The organism is Dolichospermum sp. DET69, assembly GCA_017355425.1.
Taxonomy (GTDB): Bacteria; Cyanobacteriota; Cyanobacteriia; order Cyanobacteriales; family Nostocaceae; genus Dolichospermum.
Window position 1 is genome coordinate 3,109,324 of record CP070233.1, and the last position, 16,080, is coordinate 3,125,403.

The 16,080-nt window shown below is 35.6% G+C and carries 16 protein-coding genes and 2 pseudogenes; 13 read left to right on the forward strand and 5 right to left on the reverse strand.

Features of this window, described 5'->3' with window-relative positions; all coding sequences use genetic code 11:
• Nucleotides 1-61: 61 nt before the first annotated feature.
• Complete coding sequence (locus EZY12_14235; GenBank protein ID QSX66016.1) at nucleotides 62-643, forward strand: DUF3611 family protein; 582 nt, start codon at nucleotides 62-64, stop codon at nucleotides 641-643.
• Nucleotides 644-829: 186 nt separating this feature from the next.
• On the opposite strand, the gene EZY12_14240 is transcribed toward EZY12_14235, so the two are convergent.
• Nucleotides 830-1,408, reverse strand: coding sequence for a Uma2 family endonuclease (locus tag EZY12_14240; GenBank protein ID QSX66017.1), 579 nt, complete (start codon nucleotides 1,406-1,408; stop codon nucleotides 830-832).
• Nucleotides 1,409-1,835: 427 nt separating this feature from the next.
• Between EZY12_14240 and serS the strand changes: the two genes are divergently transcribed.
• Both serS and EZY12_14250 read left to right on the forward strand, forming a co-directional pair.
• Nucleotides 1,836-3,116, forward strand: coding sequence for a serine--tRNA ligase (gene serS / locus EZY12_14245; protein QSX70669.1), 1,281 nt, complete (start codon nucleotides 1,836-1,838; stop codon nucleotides 3,114-3,116).
• Between the two features lie 336 nt (nucleotides 3,117-3,452).
• Nucleotides 3,453-3,893, forward strand: coding sequence for a hypothetical protein (locus EZY12_14250; GenBank protein QSX66018.1), 441 nt, complete (start codon nucleotides 3,453-3,455; stop codon nucleotides 3,891-3,893).
• Nucleotides 3,894-4,308: 415 nt separating this feature from the next.
• Here EZY12_14250 and EZY12_14255 read toward each other — a convergent pair whose 3' ends face one another.
• Both EZY12_14255 and EZY12_14260 read right to left on the reverse strand, forming a co-directional pair.
• Nucleotides 4,309-4,710 (reverse strand): transcriptional regulator, encoded by a 402-nt coding sequence (locus tag EZY12_14255; protein QSX66019.1) that lies wholly within the window; start codon nucleotides 4,708-4,710, stop codon nucleotides 4,309-4,311.
• Nucleotides 4,711-4,832: 122 nt separating this feature from the next.
• Nucleotides 4,833-5,120 carry a type II toxin-antitoxin system HigB family toxin gene (locus tag EZY12_14260; GenBank protein ID QSX66020.1) on the reverse strand — a complete coding sequence of 96 codons (288 nt, stop codon included), beginning with the start codon at nucleotides 5,118-5,120 and terminating at the stop codon, nucleotides 4,833-4,835.
• A 474-nt stretch (nucleotides 5,121-5,594) separates the two neighbouring features.
• Between EZY12_14260 and EZY12_14265 the strand changes: the two genes are divergently transcribed.
• The 7 genes and pseudogenes from EZY12_14265 (at nucleotide 5,595) to EZY12_14295 (ending at nucleotide 8,810) form a co-directional block, all read left to right on the forward strand.
• Complete coding sequence (locus tag EZY12_14265; GenBank protein ID QSX66021.1) at nucleotides 5,595-6,068, forward strand: type II toxin-antitoxin system VapC family toxin; 474 nt, start codon at nucleotides 5,595-5,597, stop codon at nucleotides 6,066-6,068.
• 3 nt (nucleotides 6,069-6,071) lie between these two features.
• Entirely contained in the window at nucleotides 6,072-6,239 is a 168-nt protein-coding gene (locus tag EZY12_14270) for a hypothetical protein (GenBank protein QSX66022.1), read from the forward strand.
• Between the two features lie 320 nt (nucleotides 6,240-6,559).
• A complete protein-coding gene (locus EZY12_14275; GenBank protein ID QSX66023.1) occupies nucleotides 6,560-6,787 on the forward strand; it encodes a type II toxin-antitoxin system HicA family toxin in 228 nt (75 codons plus the stop codon).
• Between the two features lie 2 nt (nucleotides 6,788-6,789).
• Nucleotides 6,790-7,011, forward strand: coding sequence for a type II toxin-antitoxin system HicB family antitoxin (locus tag EZY12_14280; protein ID QSX66024.1), 222 nt, complete (start codon nucleotides 6,790-6,792; stop codon nucleotides 7,009-7,011).
• A gap of 368 nt (nucleotides 7,012-7,379) precedes the next feature.
• Nucleotides 7,380-7,466: pseudogene (locus tag EZY12_14285) on the forward strand (DUF2281 domain-containing protein).
• Nucleotides 7,455-7,589: pseudogene (locus EZY12_14290) on the forward strand (hypothetical protein). The pseudogenes EZY12_14285 and EZY12_14290 overlap by 12 nt, the downstream one beginning before the upstream one ends.
• Nucleotides 7,590-8,420: 831 nt before the next feature.
• The gene (locus EZY12_14295) at nucleotides 8,421-8,810 is read left to right on the forward strand and encodes a DUF1815 family protein (protein ID QSX66025.1); all 390 of its coding nucleotides are present in this window, start codon (nucleotides 8,421-8,423) and stop codon (nucleotides 8,808-8,810) included.
• 138 nt (nucleotides 8,811-8,948) lie between these two features.
• Here EZY12_14295 and EZY12_14300 read toward each other — a convergent pair whose 3' ends face one another.
• Nucleotides 8,949-9,776: an alpha/beta hydrolase gene (locus EZY12_14300; GenBank protein QSX66026.1), complete on the reverse strand. Its 828-nt coding sequence runs from the start codon at nucleotides 9,774-9,776 to the stop codon at nucleotides 8,949-8,951.
• Nucleotides 9,777-10,507: 731 nt separating this feature from the next.
• Here EZY12_14300 and EZY12_14305 point away from each other — a divergent pair.
• The 3 genes from EZY12_14305 (at nucleotide 10,508) to lptC (ending at nucleotide 14,190) form a co-directional block, all read left to right on the forward strand.
• Nucleotides 10,508-12,103, forward strand: a complete 1,596-nt coding sequence (locus EZY12_14305) for a methionine--tRNA ligase (GenBank protein ID QSX66027.1) — start codon at nucleotides 10,508-10,510, stop codon at nucleotides 12,101-12,103.
• Between the two features lie 213 nt (nucleotides 12,104-12,316).
• Nucleotides 12,317-12,946: an NYN domain-containing protein gene (locus EZY12_14310; protein ID QSX66028.1), complete on the forward strand. Its 630-nt coding sequence runs from the start codon at nucleotides 12,317-12,319 to the stop codon at nucleotides 12,944-12,946.
• The gene (gene lptC, locus EZY12_14315) at nucleotides 12,946-14,190 is read left to right on the forward strand and encodes an LPS export ABC transporter periplasmic protein LptC (GenBank protein ID QSX66029.1); all 1,245 of its coding nucleotides are present in this window, start codon (nucleotides 12,946-12,948) and stop codon (nucleotides 14,188-14,190) included. Before EZY12_14310 ends, lptC begins: the two co-directional genes overlap by 1 nt.
• 125 nt (nucleotides 14,191-14,315) lie before the next feature.
• Here lptC and EZY12_14320 read toward each other — a convergent pair whose 3' ends face one another.
• On the reverse strand, nucleotides 14,316-15,638 hold the full coding sequence (locus EZY12_14320; GenBank protein ID QSX66030.1) for a D-alanyl-D-alanine carboxypeptidase: 1,323 nt from the start codon (nucleotides 15,636-15,638) through the stop codon (nucleotides 14,316-14,318).
• Between the last annotated feature and the right edge of the window lie 442 nt (nucleotides 15,639-16,080).

The following is a 16,080-nucleotide window of genomic DNA, read 5'->3' on the forward strand; positions in this document are numbered from 1 at the left end:
AGGCAACAGACAACAGACAACAGACGGAAGTTGTTTTTAATTTTTAAGTTTTAATTTTTATATGTCGCAAAACTCCGAAACACCATCATCTAACATTCGGGCTATAGCCCAACAATTTCGCCTAGCAGGTTGGATTAGTTTATGGATTCAGTTAGTATTAGGTGTCATATCTGGGATAATTGTTTTATTATTTGGTATTTTTAGTCAAAAAGCCAACAGCCCCAACAATAATCCAGGAACAGGCTTTGGTGTATTTTTAGCAATTTGTGGCATCTTGCTTTTGGGTGGTGGTATTTATTTAGCTTATCGTTACACCAGAATTGGTAAGCAACTTGCATCCCCTAATGCTAGTAACCGTCCCCGGAAGACGGAAACCGCGCAAGTATTACGTTTAGGACTATGGGTGAATTTAGCAGGCATATTAGTCACTTTGCTAGGAGCGCAAGCGATTGTCGGTACATTAGTAGCTAGATCCATATCTCCACAAGCCGCAACTACTCAATTATTTGACCCGACTCGGATTATTAGCGGTTTGGATATGCTCATAGTCCAGGCAAATACTAATACTGTATCAGCGCATTTTGCGGGTTTATTAGCATCCCTGTGGTTAATGAATCGGATTAGTAAAGGAAATCGGGAATAGTAAGTGAATCCCAGCATTACTACTAATCACAACCTATCAAAAATCGTCAAAGTGGGGGCGAATTTTTTTTTCAAGCCCTTGACATTTCCGAAAAAGTTTGTTATCGTGGACTTGATGAGGAAGAACTATCTTGTATGTATAAGCAAGTCTTGTCAAAACCCTTGTAGTGACTATCTATTCCCCATCCTAAAAAACTACTAATTCTAAAATAAATCCGGGTAAAACATTTTCTCCAGATAAAGTCGTGGGTAATGATACTATTTCTACAGGTTGATTTTGACGATAAATTTCTATTTGTTGATTTTGAGGATCAATTAACCAACCTAACCGTAAACCACTATTCAGATACTCCTGCATTTTCTCTTGTAATTGACTCAAAGAATCGGTACGAGAACGCAATTCAATGACAAAATCAGGACAGATTTTTGCAAATTTTTCTCTTTCTTTAATGCTTAAAGATTCCCAACGTTCATTAGCAATCCAAGCCACATCAGGAGAGCGTTTACCACCATTAGGTAGAGTAAAAACAGTAGAAGAACTAAATACTTTTCCGAGTTTAGTTTGAAGATTCCATAACCAAACATAACCATTAAAATCTGACTCTCTATTACCACTAATTGCACCAACTGGAGGCATAATTATCAATTCTCCCTTAGCAGTTTGTTCAAGTTTCCAATCTTCATTAATTTGACATAATTGATAAAATTGATCATCACTTAACCCTACATTTTTGATGTTTAAAATAACTGGTTTAGATATAATCATTACTGATAATCTCCTTCAAGGTTAGGGAATGGATAAGAGGTTGTTTGATAGCGTTCACGAAGTGTGCCGAAGGCATAGCGTGGCGTTAGCCATAAAGTATTAGATGAAACCGATAATCTCCAATAACCTAACCCCCCTGCCCCCCTTCCCTAGGAGGGAAGGGGGGTTTCAAAGCCTCTCCCCGCTTCGGGGAGAGGTTTACAAGAGGGGTTTGTTTATACATTAAAAACTTGTTCATTCATCCTCTAAGAGTCTCTGAATTAATTATCTACAATATTTTGTTAATTTTCCACTTCTGGTTATTCTTGTAGTAATTTATTATTGAACGCAGATAAACGCAGATAAACGCAGATGAGAAAGGGATGATTTGATCAATTTTATTCATCTCCATCAAGTACAATTTACCAAAACTTACCAAAACTTACCAATGCTGGATATTAAACAAATTAGAGAAAATCCCCAACTTATACAAGAGAAGTTGAATACTCGTAGTGGCAAATACGAGATTCAGCCGATATTAGATTTGAGTCAAAAACAACGGGAATTGGAAGTAAAACGGAATGAACTCCAAGCCCGGAGTAATGAAATTGGTAAAATAGTCGGACAAAAGGTAAAATCTGGTGTTAATCCTCAAGATCCAGAAATACAGGCTTTAAAGGATGAAGGAAATAGTCTCAAAATTACTTTAAGTGAGTTAGAACCCCAGGAAAAAGAATTAAAAGTCCAAATTCACACTTTATTATTAGCACTTCCTAATCTTCCTAGTGATTCTACTCCCATTGGTACAAGTGAAGATGATAACCAAGAAGTGAAAACATGGGGAGATGAATATATACCCCAAAATCCGAATATTGTCCCTCATTGGGAAATTGGGGAAAAGTTGGGATTTTTGAACTTTGAAAGAGCGGTAAAAATTGCCCAAACTCGCTTTGTGAGTCTTGTCGGTGCGGGTGCGGCTTTAGAAAGAGCATTAATTCAGTTTATGCTCAGTACACATATTCAAGCTGGGTATATAGAAATTAGTCCACCGTTGTTAGTAAATACTGATTCTTTAACAGGTACGGGACAATTACCTAAGTTTGCAGAAGATAGTTTTAAATGTGCAGAAGATGATTTGTGGTTAATTCCGACTGCGGAAGTTCCTGTGACTAATTTTTATCGCGGGGAAATTATTAATGCGGAAGATCTACCAATTTATCATACTGCATATACGCCATGTTTTCGTCGAGAAGCGGGAAGTTATGGCCGGGATATGCGGGGTTTAATTCGGTTGCATCAATTCAATAAAGTTGAGTTGGTGAAGTTAGTAAAACCGGAAAGTTCTTTTGATGAATTGGAGAAGTTGCTAGTCAGTGCGGAGAGTATTTTACAGGCTTTAAAGTTGCCTTATCGGGTGATTAATTTATGTACTGCTGATTTAGGTTTTGGGGCAACTAAAACTTATGATTTAGAGGTATGGTTGCCTTCTGCTGGGAAGTATCGAGAGATTTCTAGTTGTTCTAATTGTGTTGATTTTCAAGCGAGAAGGGCAGATATTCGGTTTAAGGATGCTGGTAAGAAAGGGACGCAGTTTGTGCATACTTTGAATGGTTCTGGTTTGGCTGTGGGTAGGACTATGGCGGCTATTTTGGAGAATTATCAGCAAGCTGACGGGACGATTAAAGTACCGGAGGTTTTGCAGGTTTATTTGGGTAGGGAGGTTTTGTAGATATTTTACCTATCTGAAATTCTGTATAATCACTGTGAATGGTGGTTATACGGGAATGTTTTGTGATACTTTATAAAAAGTTGTGTTAATACTACATTTCGTGTTTCATTTGATAGAGAAAATTATCTCGCAGGAGATAAAAACATACTAGAAGTTATTCGATCTCTTTATCTTGAACCACTGTATGAATATGTAGATGAAAAATTAGATGACCAAGGAGAAATATTAAGTCTTTTACTTCGTTATAAACATCGTAGCGAATGGTTTTATCAAGATAAACTCTTTAAATTAACTGAGGACAATACACAAAACGCAGAGAAATTACTGGCACTTGATTTGTACTCTTATCTTTATGATCAAGGACTTGATTTTAGTTTTGAGGCATCATCTCCCAGGGGAAAAATTGATTTAATAGCTTCACAAGGTTCAGATGATCCACTTCTTGCTGATACTAAAATATTTGATGCAAAAAATCGTGGTAAAAAATATCTTCTCAAAGGTTTCCGTCAAATTTACACTTATACTCAACAATATAATGAACCATTTGGTTATTTAATAATATACAAAATAACTGAGAAAGACCTAAAATTTTCGTTAGGAACACCATCTCGTAATATTTCTGTCATCACTTATAATCACAAAACTATTTTCTTTATAACTATAGATATATATCCACATTCTAAAGCCGTTTCACAGCGAGATCCACTGAAAGCAATCTCAATCACTGAACAAGAATTAATCCAATCGGCTGAGGAAGAAATTACCCAAGATGAGTAATTAGTGCGATCGCTCATCTTGTAAGGTGCGTTAATAAAATGTAATGCACCATTTTTTATTAATATTTAACTGTCTGAATCAGGATAACCAGGATGAAAGGATTAACAGGATTGTATTTGAGTTTGATAAGTAGGTTTACATAATAAAAGCAACATTTATTGCGTTTTGTAAAATGGCTGAAACTCAATCATAATCTCGCGTTAAGATAACTTTACATACCGTTACATACCTTTAAATTTTCCTGTTTACCTACTTATTATGGGATATTTGAATTAGCGCAATTTCAGAAAATGCAGATTAATTTTAAAAAACATCCTGTACATCCTCAAATCTTGGACATCCTGATTCTGACAATTTTTAGCTACAATTAAAGCATTAGAAGTGATTCAGAAAGTAAGCTATTATCCCCATTTGCTTACAAAAACAAAGAATATGATACATGAAAAAAATCTCCCAATGCTTTGGCTTGATTTTTGCTAATACTTCTTTTACCATTTATTACTTCTGAAGTAATACCTTTTGAGCCAAAAATCTCGACAATATCCTTTTGTTTGAGTTGTCTTACTGACATTAACTCATGTAATATATCTAGGGGAGTTACAGCTTTCATTTGATAGACTTTATTTTCATATTGCTCAATTAGTGTTACTAGCAACTGTAAAACTTCAGCTTGTTCGTCTGTCAAATTTTCCCCTAAATCCATAAGCTTATCTACTTCATTTAGTAGCCGCTTATGCTCTATTTCTGTGTCAATTATACGTGGCACAGTTTCAGAAAGTAGCTTAATGTATTCTTCCTTGTTTAGTGTAGTTGTCATATACAACCCCCTTTGGGGTAGAATGTTTTCACTAGGGACATAGTAAAGCTATGTCCTAGATATTTATTAGCTTCTCAGTAGTGTAATTAGACTATTGAAAAGCGAAGTCTCCTAATTAGTCATCATTTTTTCCACTTATCTTCATTATATTCACTATGAGTTAATACATCTTCAATCTTAATAGTCTTGACTTTATAGGTAATTTTAGTAATTAACCGAAATTTATTTCCTCCTATATTAAAAACTGTGTACCCTTGTACAAAATCTGCGTGTGGATAAACTTCCCTTACATCTATAATGTGTTTCCATTCTTCCTTTTGAGCAGTTTGGAGCCAAACATTAAGACTAGTTTCAGAATCTGGATGAATCTTAATAAATTCATATAGGCCTTCGATACCAATAACTTTCATAATTTTTTAATTTTAATTTTTTAAACAATTTTTTAAAGATCATTATCAATTCCTCTTGCTTACCTTCGTTTTAACTAATTCCATGTTCTCATAAAGAGAACCAAATGTCAAAACTCTGTACAGGAATTTTTGGAAATTCATTTTAAATTAGGCGAAGTGTTGCATTTAGCAGCGCGTAAATATTACGCTACTGCAAGCAGATAGCTCATCCTGTAGGGTGCGTTAATGAAATATAATGCACCATTTTTATTAATATTTAACTGTCTGAATCAGGATTAAAGGATTAAAGGATTAACAGGATAATATTTGATATTAATATTCTGGAATATTTGAATTAGCGCAATTTCTGAAAATATAGATGAATATTAATAAAACATCCTGTACATCCTCAAATCCTGAGCATCCTGATTCAGACAAAAAGGATTAACAGGATACAGTATAGTAAATTTACCAAAGTAATCGCATTGGAATAATATGACCAAAACAATATACATAGAAACAAGTATTATTGGTTATTTAACAGCAAGACCTAGTAAAAATTTGATAGTTGCTGCTAATGCAGAATTAACAAGAGACTGGTGGGACAATCAGCGAAACTCCTTTACTATTTACATTTCTCCACTGGTATTGCAAGAAGTAGCAAAAGGTGATGCAGAAATGGTGAATAAAAGACTAGAAGTTCTAAATAACTTTCCTTTACTTGATATCACAGAATCAGTACAAAATTTAGCACAGGAATTTCAAAAACAAAGTAATTTACCACCCAGTGCTGCTTATGATACTGTTCACATTGCTACAGCTACCGTCTATGGATTGGATTATCTGTTAACATGGAATTGTAAGCACATTGCTAACCCCTATATTCAGAAAAAACTCTCACAGATTGCTGATAGTTTAGAGTATGAATTGCCAACAATATGTACACCTTATGAAATGTTAGGAGAATAATTTATGTGGAATGATGAAGTTTTGGCAGAAATTCGTAAAATAAGAGATGAACAAGCTAAGTCATTTAATTATGATTTGGCTGCTATTTGTGCTGATTTAAGAAAACAACAAGCAACAAGTGGAAGAAAGATTATTTCTATTCCATTGAAGAAAGTAGTTCTCTCACGCTAATTTTGTAGGGTGCATTAATACAAGATGATGCACCTTTTTCTATTAATATTTAACTGTCTGAATCAGGATATCCACCGATTAAAGGATTAACAGGATTTTATTTGATATTGATATTATAGAATATTTGAATTAGCGCAATTTCTGAAAATGTAGATAAATATTAAAAAAACATCCTGTACATCCTCAAATCCTGGACATCCTGATTCAGACAAAATGCAATTTCTGAAAATATAGATGAATATTAAAAAACATCCTGTATATCCTCAAATCCTGGACATCCTGATTCAGACAAATAATGTTAAAATTTTTATCAGCAGAAAATGGTCAAAAAAGATAAACTAATTGAAAAATTAAAAAATAGCCCCAATAATGTAAAGTTTAGTGATATTCGTAAACTTTTAGAGTTAGAGGAATTTTTCTTAGATAGAATTACAGGTAGTCATCACATATTTATCAAAGATGAAACAATCTTAGTAATTCCAGTTCATAATAATCGGGTAAAATCAGTTTATGTTAAACGAGTATTAGAATTAATAGAAGGAGCGTAATCATGAATTATCCCATAGTTGTTTATCCTTGTGAAGAAGGCGGTTTTGTAGCAGAAATTCCCGCATTAAAAGGATGTTTAGCACAGGGTGAAACTTTAGAAGAAACCTTACAAGAATTGATAATTGTGCGAAACTTGTGGTTAGAAACAGCCGAAAAACATGGTCAAAAATTGCCAGATATTGAAGGTGCTATTGCAAAAGTGAAAGCTCTAAGTAGCGTATAAATTTTAGAATCAGGATTTCCACCGATTAAAGGATTAACAGGATTGTATTTGATATTGATATTCTGGAATATTTGAATTAGCGCAATTTCTGAAAATGTAGATAAATATTAATAAAACATCCTGTACATCCTCAAATCCTGAGCATCCTGATTCAGACAAAATACAATTTCTGAAAATGTAGATGAATATTAAAAAACATCCTGTACATCCTCAAATCCTGGACATCCTGATTCAGACAAAATACAATTTCTGAAAATGTAGATGAATATTAAAAAACATCCTGTACATCCTCAAATCCTGGACATCCTGATTCAGACAAAAAGTGATAATCTATAATATAATTACATTATAATCCTAGAGGTAAAACTATGACTATTGAACAAGCAGTTTTAGAAAACTTGCGGGAATTACCAGCAGAGAAACAACAAGAAGTTTTAGATTTTATTCAATTTCTCAAATATAAATTACCAGCAAAAAAACGCCGTACTCCTCCTGCTTCTATTGCTGGTAAAGGTAAAACATTGGGTGATATTGTTAGTCCTATTGTGAATGAAGAAGAGTGGGAATGTCTCAAATAATAATTCTTGATCCTCATATTTTCACTAGAGATCAACTTCCTCTTGATAAGAGAGAGGAATTTTAAATGCAATATCTTCTGTTTATACCTTACGGCACAATGCATGGACGTGCCTCAATCCAACCTACTAATCAAGGATTTTTTGATTTGGCTAGGCTAATTGGTAATAAGTGATGATTGCGCCCACAGGGAACATAGCGGGCAGAATTTTCCGGTTCTTTCTCTTCACACTCCCTTGTCTACTTTCCTTCCTTGTCTTCCAAGTCCAGCATAAAACCCAATTGTAAAAAACCTACACCTGTCAGGGGGGTGGGGTTCATGTACCTCATTAAATCAAGAACCGCTGTAAGCTGTGTTTATTGGGAATATTAAAGAGTAAGTATATTCCACAATTGTATTAGTTTGATTAATGTTATACAATGCGAAGTTTATTTGAACTGGAGATAAAAATACAAGCAACGAAAATAGGCGTTAGAGTTAGTGAATTACCTGAATTTGGCTTAATATCATCGGTGAGTCTGCCAGATAGAGGTTTAACGAACTTGACTATAAGTGGATTACTCTTAGGCTGAAAGCGTCTCAATTTTATCAATTACAATTGTGAATAGATAGGGGAAGCTCAAATATAAATTTTAGTAACTCTGTTTTCTCAGATTACCTGAGCAATTGAATTGTGTGATACTGCTGAAAGTATAATTATCCACTAACCTAAGCAAAACAACTCATGAACAACTAAAAATTGTATTTTATATCCTACAATGCCAGTTCATGAGAGAATCTAAAGAAAATATAAAATAAACTCAAATGACTGTAGTGTCTGGAGAAAAAAAAAGTGTTTTTAAGACTAGCAAACGAACATAGACAATTTGTGCAAGATTTGGTAATGAACCTGCAAGCCTTGGCGGTTGTACTAGAACGGCACGGTTATCCGGCTTCCTGCTATACTTGCGGCAATCAGATGAATAGTGCATCTTTTATGGTGAGCTTAGGGGACAATCATCTAATTCGCTTTTTAGTATCAGATTATGGTATTACCTGGACAGAGATGCGTGATGATCGAGAATTAATGAAGCTCGAAGGCGCAGAAGCAATTAGCCAGTTAGAAGAACTAGCTACCCTTGTAAAACAAGCAACGCACACTGTGAAAGATATTGAATATTCATCTCCAAAGAGTAAGCGGATTTTACAGAATACGGTGGGAAGTGTAAAAACCCAACGATAGCAGACTGAAACTATGTTTAAATTTCAGTCTGCTATTTTCTACCACCTGTTAGGAATAAGTGTACTAAACATCCTGGAAACTATTGATTTTACAGGCTAACAAACTTCTCTGTTGGCCTGTTATAAATTCATAGTCAGTCTAATTATGAATAGAATGTACTGATGTGGGAATTTGAGGGATCTTAAGTTCTAGAAAATCGTTATCTTTGAGAATTTGATAAAGATTGACATTTTCCTCTAACAAACAAGCATGACCACTATTGGCTAGGATAAACGTCTGAGTATTTGGTATTATATCTGCTAATCTGACGATTTCACTCACAGAAGGTAATAAGCGATCGCCACCACTACCAATAAGTAATACTGGTTGTGTTAACTGCTTCAATGCTTCTTGATCAACTTGGAAATCTCGCAATAATGACAAATGCCAATTAACAGTTGCTGGAGGAAGGGAACGCATTGCTGTTAGTAACATCAAGCGATCGCTTTGAGCAATCCGTTCTAATGATGCCAGAAACGGTAACAAACCCAATGCACCAATATTAAATAGGGATGATGGCACAAAGTGAGTAACCTGAGTTATCCAATTAAACCAAGGGCGTTGCTGCAAAGATGAAGCAGGATTAATTAAGATAATACGTTTAAATAACTGCGGTGATTGGGTTGCTACTTTCATTGCTAAACAACCACCAAAAGATTCGCCACAGAGGTAAATTGTCCGTTGACAGCTTTTTTCCAACTCGGCATGAATCAAGTCTAAAACATTCTTTGCTAAAACATCCCAGGTAGTCAGGTAATTTCTGGGTATAGCCAAGCAACGAACATCTAAACTTTTTGCTAATTCAGGGATTTGGGTTTGCAACAGTTCACCAGTTCCATCCATTCCTGGCAAATAGATAAATAAGGGAGAATCTGATTGTACTGGTTTTGGAGTCAAAAAACAAGGTTTAGGTTCAACTGCTGGCATTTTATTGATTTTTATTCATCTACTCTATTTTTAACTTTACCGTTTCTGTTATCTAAATGGGCATTGGTGCAGAATTTTTATTTTTTTTCTCTTCACTAAAATCAACCTTTCCAGACAAAAAACAACCCACTCTGAAACTATGATTACAGAATTTATGGCGATTTGTATTCATCATATATAAGTATGTGGAAGCGTTAAATCCTTCTAACTGGCAATAGTGTCATATTGGCATTGCAAATAATAATATATCCTTCCGAAACGATTGATCAACTTCAATCAAATAGGATTGCTATATATAAAGCAGTGATAAATCTCTATGTTGCTAGTACAGCAAAGCCGAGTTAAAAATTAAACCTTCCTCTTGTTTTATTGGGGAAGATATTTAATATCGCAACTAACAGTTTTGTCAATTATTACTTGGAGTATCTGATATGCAAAATTATAGCTACACAATTGGTTATATCCCTAGAGTTTAGATTAGTGTATTCTCTGTAACTACTAATCAAACAAACAGGTTTTACCATGATTATTAGTAAATACTTTCTCTGATTTAGCAAGAAATCAGGTGAATTTATAGAAGTAATCAAGCAATTCTTCAGTTTAGAAACTTATTATCATTCAGGAGGAATTTGAAAAAAACAGTAGCAATGTTATATAATTGCGTAGTTTTGTCTAGTAATCTAGATTATTAATAGAGAAAACTGATTAATAATAATTTGCTTTTATTTTCCATGAATCTTGTGAATAAAACAGAAAACACTTTTGCACTGACAACACCACTATACTATGTCAACGATATCCCCCATATTGGCAGTGCTTATACAACTATAGCAGCGGATGTAGTAGCCAGATTTAATCGCTTACAGGGAAATCAAGTGCTACTAATTACGGGTACAGATGAACACGGACAAAAAATTCAGCGTTCAGCAGCAAGTTTAGGAAAACCACCACAAGATTTTTGTGATGAAATTGTCCCCAGTTTTGTCAGCTTGTGGGATTTACTCGATATTCAATATGACCGCTTTAGTCGAACTACCGCACCTCGTCACCAAGCCATAGTCAACGAGTTCTTTCAGCGAGTTTGGGAAAAAGGTGATATCTACCAAGGAGAACAAAAGGGTTGGTACTGCGTTTCCTGTGAAGAATTTAAGGAAGAGCGGGATTTACTAGCAGATAAACACTGTCCTATTCATACTAACAAGCAAGTAGAGTGGCGAGATGAGCAGAACTATTTCTTCCGCTTGTCTAAATATCAAACCCAGCTAGAGGAATTTTTTCAATCCCACCCAGATTTTATCCAACCTATCAGCAGACGAAATGAAGTTTTCAATTTTGTCGCTCAAGGTTTACAGGATTTTTCGATTTCTCGGGTAAATCTTGATTGGGGTTTTCCTGTACCTGTTGATTCTAAACATACCTTATATGTCTGGTTTGATGCTTTGCTAGGTTATGTAACAGCATTGTTAGAACCAGACGCAGAGCCAACCTTAGCCAATGCTTTACAAACATGGTGGCCGATTAATTTGCACTTGATTGGTAAAGATATTTTACGCTTTCATGCTGTTTACTGGCCAGCAATGTTGATGTCAGCGGGGTTACCTTTACCAGAAAGAGTATTTGGACACGGCTTTTTAACTAAAGATGGTCAGAAAATGGGGAAGACTTTAGGTAATACCCTTAATCCTATCGCTTTAGTTGAAAAATATGGTAGTGATGCCGTTCGTTATTACTTCCTTAAGGAAATCGAATTTGGGAAGGATGGCGATTTTAATGAGATTAGATTCATTAATGTTTTAAATGCAGATTTAGCGAATGATTTAGGTAATTTGTTAAATCGCACTTTAAACATGGTGAAGAAATACTGCGCTAGTCAAGTACCGTCTATTAGCCAATTAGATATTCCGGCTGAAAATCCTTTGAAAGCAATGGGGTTACAGTTAGGAGAAAAGGTGAAACAAGCATACACAGCATTAGCTTTTAATGAAGCCTGTCACTATGTTTTATCTCTGGTGCAAGCCAGTAATAAGTTTATTGATGATCAAGCTCCTTGGTCATTATATAAACAAGATAAGCAGAAGGAAGTGGAAGTAGTGCTATATACGGTTCTGGAATCGGTGAGACTAGCAGCTTATCTTTTATCCCCAATTATTCCTAATATCAGCAGTGATATTTATCAGCAATTAGGCTGGGGAATTGATTTTAATAAACAAAAAGAAAGTGCAATTTTAACTCCTTTTTGTACCCATTCAACTTATGGAATATTATCCGATAAACAACAGTTGGGAACACCTAAACCAGTTTTTCAACGGATAGAAACATCAAAATAATCAAAATTTTTTGGGAACTGCGACTTCCTTTCAAAAGATTCGGGGGACTTATTTACAGCTTATGGCTAGTTAAGGAAGTAAATAATTGGGGTGGTTTTACTACTGATTTTATTACTTCTGATGTATTTTCCCCGAAGACTTATCATCAGCGATTCTAACAGGTAGTTAGGATTTTCTATCATAACAGGGATAACAACACAAGGTATGACAATAATGTTGAATAATTTTGAAAACGACTCAATATTTACACCAGAACAAGTTTTGGAAAATCGAGGTCGGGTAGCTATCTTTATTGATGGCTCGAACTTATTTTATGCGGCGCTGCAACTAGGAATCGAAATTGATTATACTAAGTTATTGTGCCGTTTAACTGGCGGATCAAGGCTGTTACGGGCTTTTTTCTACACAGGAGTAGATCGGACAAACGAGAAGCAGCAGGGCTTCTTATTGTGGATGCGTCGCAACGGTTATAGAGTCATTGCTAAGGATTTGGTACAACTACCAGATGGCTCTAAAAAAGCTAACTTAGATGTAGAAATAGCTGTTGATATGATGGCCTTGTGCGATTCCTATGATACCGCAGTTTTAGTTAGCGGTGACGGCGATTTGGCTTATGCGGTTAATTCTGTGAGCTATCGTGGTGTTAGAGTCGAGGTGGTAAGTTTACGTTCTATGACTAGTGATAGTTTAATTAATGTGAGCGATCGCTATATTGATTTAGAAGCTATCAAAGAGGATATCCAAAAAACTCCCCGTCAAAGTTATCCATATCGGCCATTGTCTAGTATGAGCTTTTTAGACGATCATCGAGATAGCAATAGACATTTAGAAGTTCCAGAATAATGCAATATTCACAAGGTAGGGAGAATAGAAGACAAGATGTAAAACATCAGAGGGGAATTAAAAGTCATTCTCCCCACTTCTATTCATTTTTTGGGTTAAAATTACCAAATAATTTAGTTTACCTGCCTTTGATATTTTGCTTGAGTTTATGTTTATCTGCTTGCGGAAATCCATCAACTACCACATCAAAAACTGCTGCTTCATCTCCCAAAGAAGACGATACTAAGTTAACTTTTTTTGGTGTGGCTTTAGAACAATTTGATGAGGTAGGGAGGCCAATTTGGAAAGTTAAAGCCAAAGAAGCAAAATACACTACAGATAAACAAATAGGTCAGGCACAAAATCCTGAAGGGGAACTTTACCAAGATGGAAAAGTTGTTTACCAAATTAAAGCAGAAAAAGCTGACATTAAGCAAGATGGTAAGCAACTATTTCTGCAAGGTAAAATTGTCGCTACTGATCCCCGGAATGGGATTGTCTTCAAAGGTAATGAGTTAGAATGGCGGCCTCAAGAAGATTTATTGATTATTCGCAATCAATTAAATGGTAGTCACAAGCAATTACAAGCAGTAGCCCAAGAAGCTAAGGTGAAAACCCGTGAACAACGGGTAGAATTTTCAGGAGGAGTAGTTGCAAAATCCACAGATCCACAGTTGCAAATGCAGACTGAGCATTTAATGTGGCATATTAAGGAGGAGAAATTATTTAGCGATCGCCCCATTCAAATAGAAAGATATAAAGATAACAAAATTACTGGACGTGGTACTGGTAAGGCGGCAGAAATTAACTTAAAAACTCAAATTGCGACTCTTAAACCACAGGCACAATTAGAGTTAATAGATCCACAGATCCAAATTACCAGTAATTCCATAACCTGGAATATTAACAAAGAAAATATCACGACAAATTCTCCCATTCGGATATTCCAAGCTGCTGACAATGTAACTGTCACTGCTAATCAGGGACAAATGCAAATACCAACAAAAACAGCATATCTAACAGGTAATGTTAATGCAGTTGGGCAACGTCGTCAAACTTTAAAATCAAATCAACTTATCTGGTATTTAGATAAAAAATTGTTAGAAGCCCAAGGAAATGTAGTTTATAGTCAAATTGAACCAAAATTAACTTTTCAAGGGGAAACAGCCGTCGGTAATTTAGAAACAGAAAATATTGTTGTTAAAGGTGGTAATTCTTCTGGACGCAGAGTGGTAACGGAAATTATCCCCCAAGAAAATAGGTAATTGGTCAGTTGTCAGTTGTCAGTTGTCAGTGGTAATAGGGAGAAAAATTTTCTTCTTCCTTCTTCTTCCTTCTTCCTGACTCCTTCTTCCTGACTCCTTCTTCCTGACTCCTGACTCCTGACTCCTTATGAGGGTTTATACAAAACTTCATTGCGATTAGCTGCACCAAAGTTCGGTAAGGAATTATCTAAATGAGGTGTGAGGGGATCAGGAACGTCTGTAGATACTTCTAATTCTTTTTCTAAATGTTGGAGAAGTTTATCTTGTTCAACCCGAAAAGCTGATACATTTGTACCACGATTAATGATTGTAAACCAAACCAAACCGCGATCGCGTGTGGGGACAACTCCAGCTAAAGCACTAACATTATTAAGAGTCCCAGTTTTCATGACAGTGGCTTTTGGCATATGTCTAGAATGTATTGTCCCTCGGTGGTCTAATCCAGAGGTAGGAAATAAATCAGCTAAAGTCAATTGATAGAAATTTCCTTCTCGTTGTAATGCCATAAACATAGCCGAGACTGCTCTAGGAGAAATACGATTTTCTACACCTAAACCAGAGCCATTAATCAGGAGAATTTCTGACTTGGGAACTCTAGCTAGTTGGGCTGCGGTGGTGCTAACTACATCTGCTCCTCCTACAGAATCAGCTAACATTTCCGCAATGTCGTTATTACTAAAAACGTTCATTTCCTTAATGATTTTTGGCAAAGGTAAGGAAAGATGACGGACTAGTAAAGTTTGTCCAACTTTCGGTTGAGTATCTACCTTGATATTACCAGCAATAATCACTTGGGGTTTAGGTGTTCCTTTAGGCATCACTGAGTATTGAAAAAGCACAGAGCGAGACCAAGTTTTGTAATTTAGTGCCTGTTTGAGTAGTTGACCCGCAAGTAAGGGATGACGTTGGAAATTCATAGCGAAAGCACCAGTAATCACTAAATTTCCCTTAACTTGCTTAATACCCATTTGATTGAGAGTATTTCCCAGAGCGATCGCTTCCTCCCCCACAAACATGGGATCACCACTACCAGTAATGACTAAATCACCCTGTACTACCCCATTGACTAAAGGTCCGGTGCTACTAACTAAAGTTTCAAATTGGTGATTTGGGCCCCAAGCTTTAAAAGCGACTAATGAAGTAGCAACCTTAGTTAAGGAAGCAGCGGGTAAAGGTATAGTACCTTGATGATTAGCTATCAGCATTGGGCCAGACTGCAACCAAATCCCCTGAGAGGACATGAGAGTTTGGTCAATTAATTTTGATTTGATTAAACCATTAAGATATTCTTGGACTGTGATAGCACCTGCTGGGCTTGGATCAGGGATAAGAATCAAGCTAGAGCTACTTTGCCAAGCCAAGACACTCAAGGCTTCTAAAGGTTGAATCTGTGCCTTAGCCATTTCTAGCCATAGAGAAAACAAACCTGATCCTAATAATTCCAGCATAGTTAAATTCCTTTATTCGGTAATTGGTAAGAGTTTTCTTTAATTGTTTAGACGTAAGCCATATCATCAGATTATTTTTAATTTTAAGTTCCCTCTTTTTCTAGCAACTTCTACTAATATACGAGCCTGATTATATTTATCAGTATTGAGTCATCACAAAGCAATAATTCAGGAGTTAATAGATTTAAAGTTTTATCGAAATTATCACCCATGATAGAGGAATAATAAATAATATTTGAAAAATTTTAAGTAATGTCGGGTGGGCAATACCCACGGGAACCAGGATATCCTCGGTAATACCTGCCCTACGTAATATTATGGCTACCCCACGCAAGCTATCAAAAATTAAATATTATTTCTATAAGCTAAAAAACATCTAATTTGCATAATCGAATTAAATATAACTCTTGCGGGCTGGGCAACATGAGCGCCCAGCTTATGC

Excerpts from the sequence above, each read along its gene's own strand:
- EZY12_14235 (QSX66016.1), top strand. The coding sequence starts at position 62 with ATGTCGCAAAACTCCGAAACACCATCATCTAACATTCGGGCTATAGCC.
- EZY12_14240 (QSX66017.1), bottom strand. The coding sequence starts at position 1,408 with ATGATTATATCTAAACCAGTTATTTTAAACATCAAAAATGTAGGGTTA.
- serS (QSX70669.1), top strand. The coding sequence starts at position 1,836 with ATGCTGGATATTAAACAAATTAGAGAAAATCCCCAACTTATACAAGAG.
- EZY12_14255 (QSX66019.1), bottom strand. The coding sequence starts at position 4,710 with ATGACAACTACACTAAACAAGGAAGAATACATTAAGCTACTTTCTGAA.
- EZY12_14260 (QSX66020.1), bottom strand. The coding sequence starts at position 5,120 with ATGAAAGTTATTGGTATCGAAGGCCTATATGAATTTATTAAGATTCAT.
- EZY12_14265 (QSX66021.1), top strand. The coding sequence starts at position 5,595 with ATGACCAAAACAATATACATAGAAACAAGTATTATTGGTTATTTAACA.
- EZY12_14270 (QSX66022.1), top strand. The coding sequence starts at position 6,072 with ATGTGGAATGATGAAGTTTTGGCAGAAATTCGTAAAATAAGAGATGAA.
- EZY12_14275 (QSX66023.1), top strand. The coding sequence starts at position 6,560 with ATGGTCAAAAAAGATAAACTAATTGAAAAATTAAAAAATAGCCCCAAT.
- EZY12_14280 (QSX66024.1), top strand. The coding sequence starts at position 6,790 with ATGAATTATCCCATAGTTGTTTATCCTTGTGAAGAAGGCGGTTTTGTA.
- EZY12_14300 (QSX66026.1), bottom strand. The coding sequence starts at position 9,776 with ATGCCAGCAGTTGAACCTAAACCTTGTTTTTTGACTCCAAAACCAGTA.
- EZY12_14305 (QSX66027.1), top strand. The coding sequence starts at position 10,508 with ATGAATCTTGTGAATAAAACAGAAAACACTTTTGCACTGACAACACCA.
- EZY12_14310 (QSX66028.1), top strand. The coding sequence starts at position 12,317 with ATGTTGAATAATTTTGAAAACGACTCAATATTTACACCAGAACAAGTT.
- lptC (QSX66029.1), top strand. The coding sequence starts at position 12,946 with ATGCAATATTCACAAGGTAGGGAGAATAGAAGACAAGATGTAAAACAT.
- EZY12_14320 (QSX66030.1), bottom strand. The coding sequence starts at position 15,638 with ATGCTGGAATTATTAGGATCAGGTTTGTTTTCTCTATGGCTAGAAATG.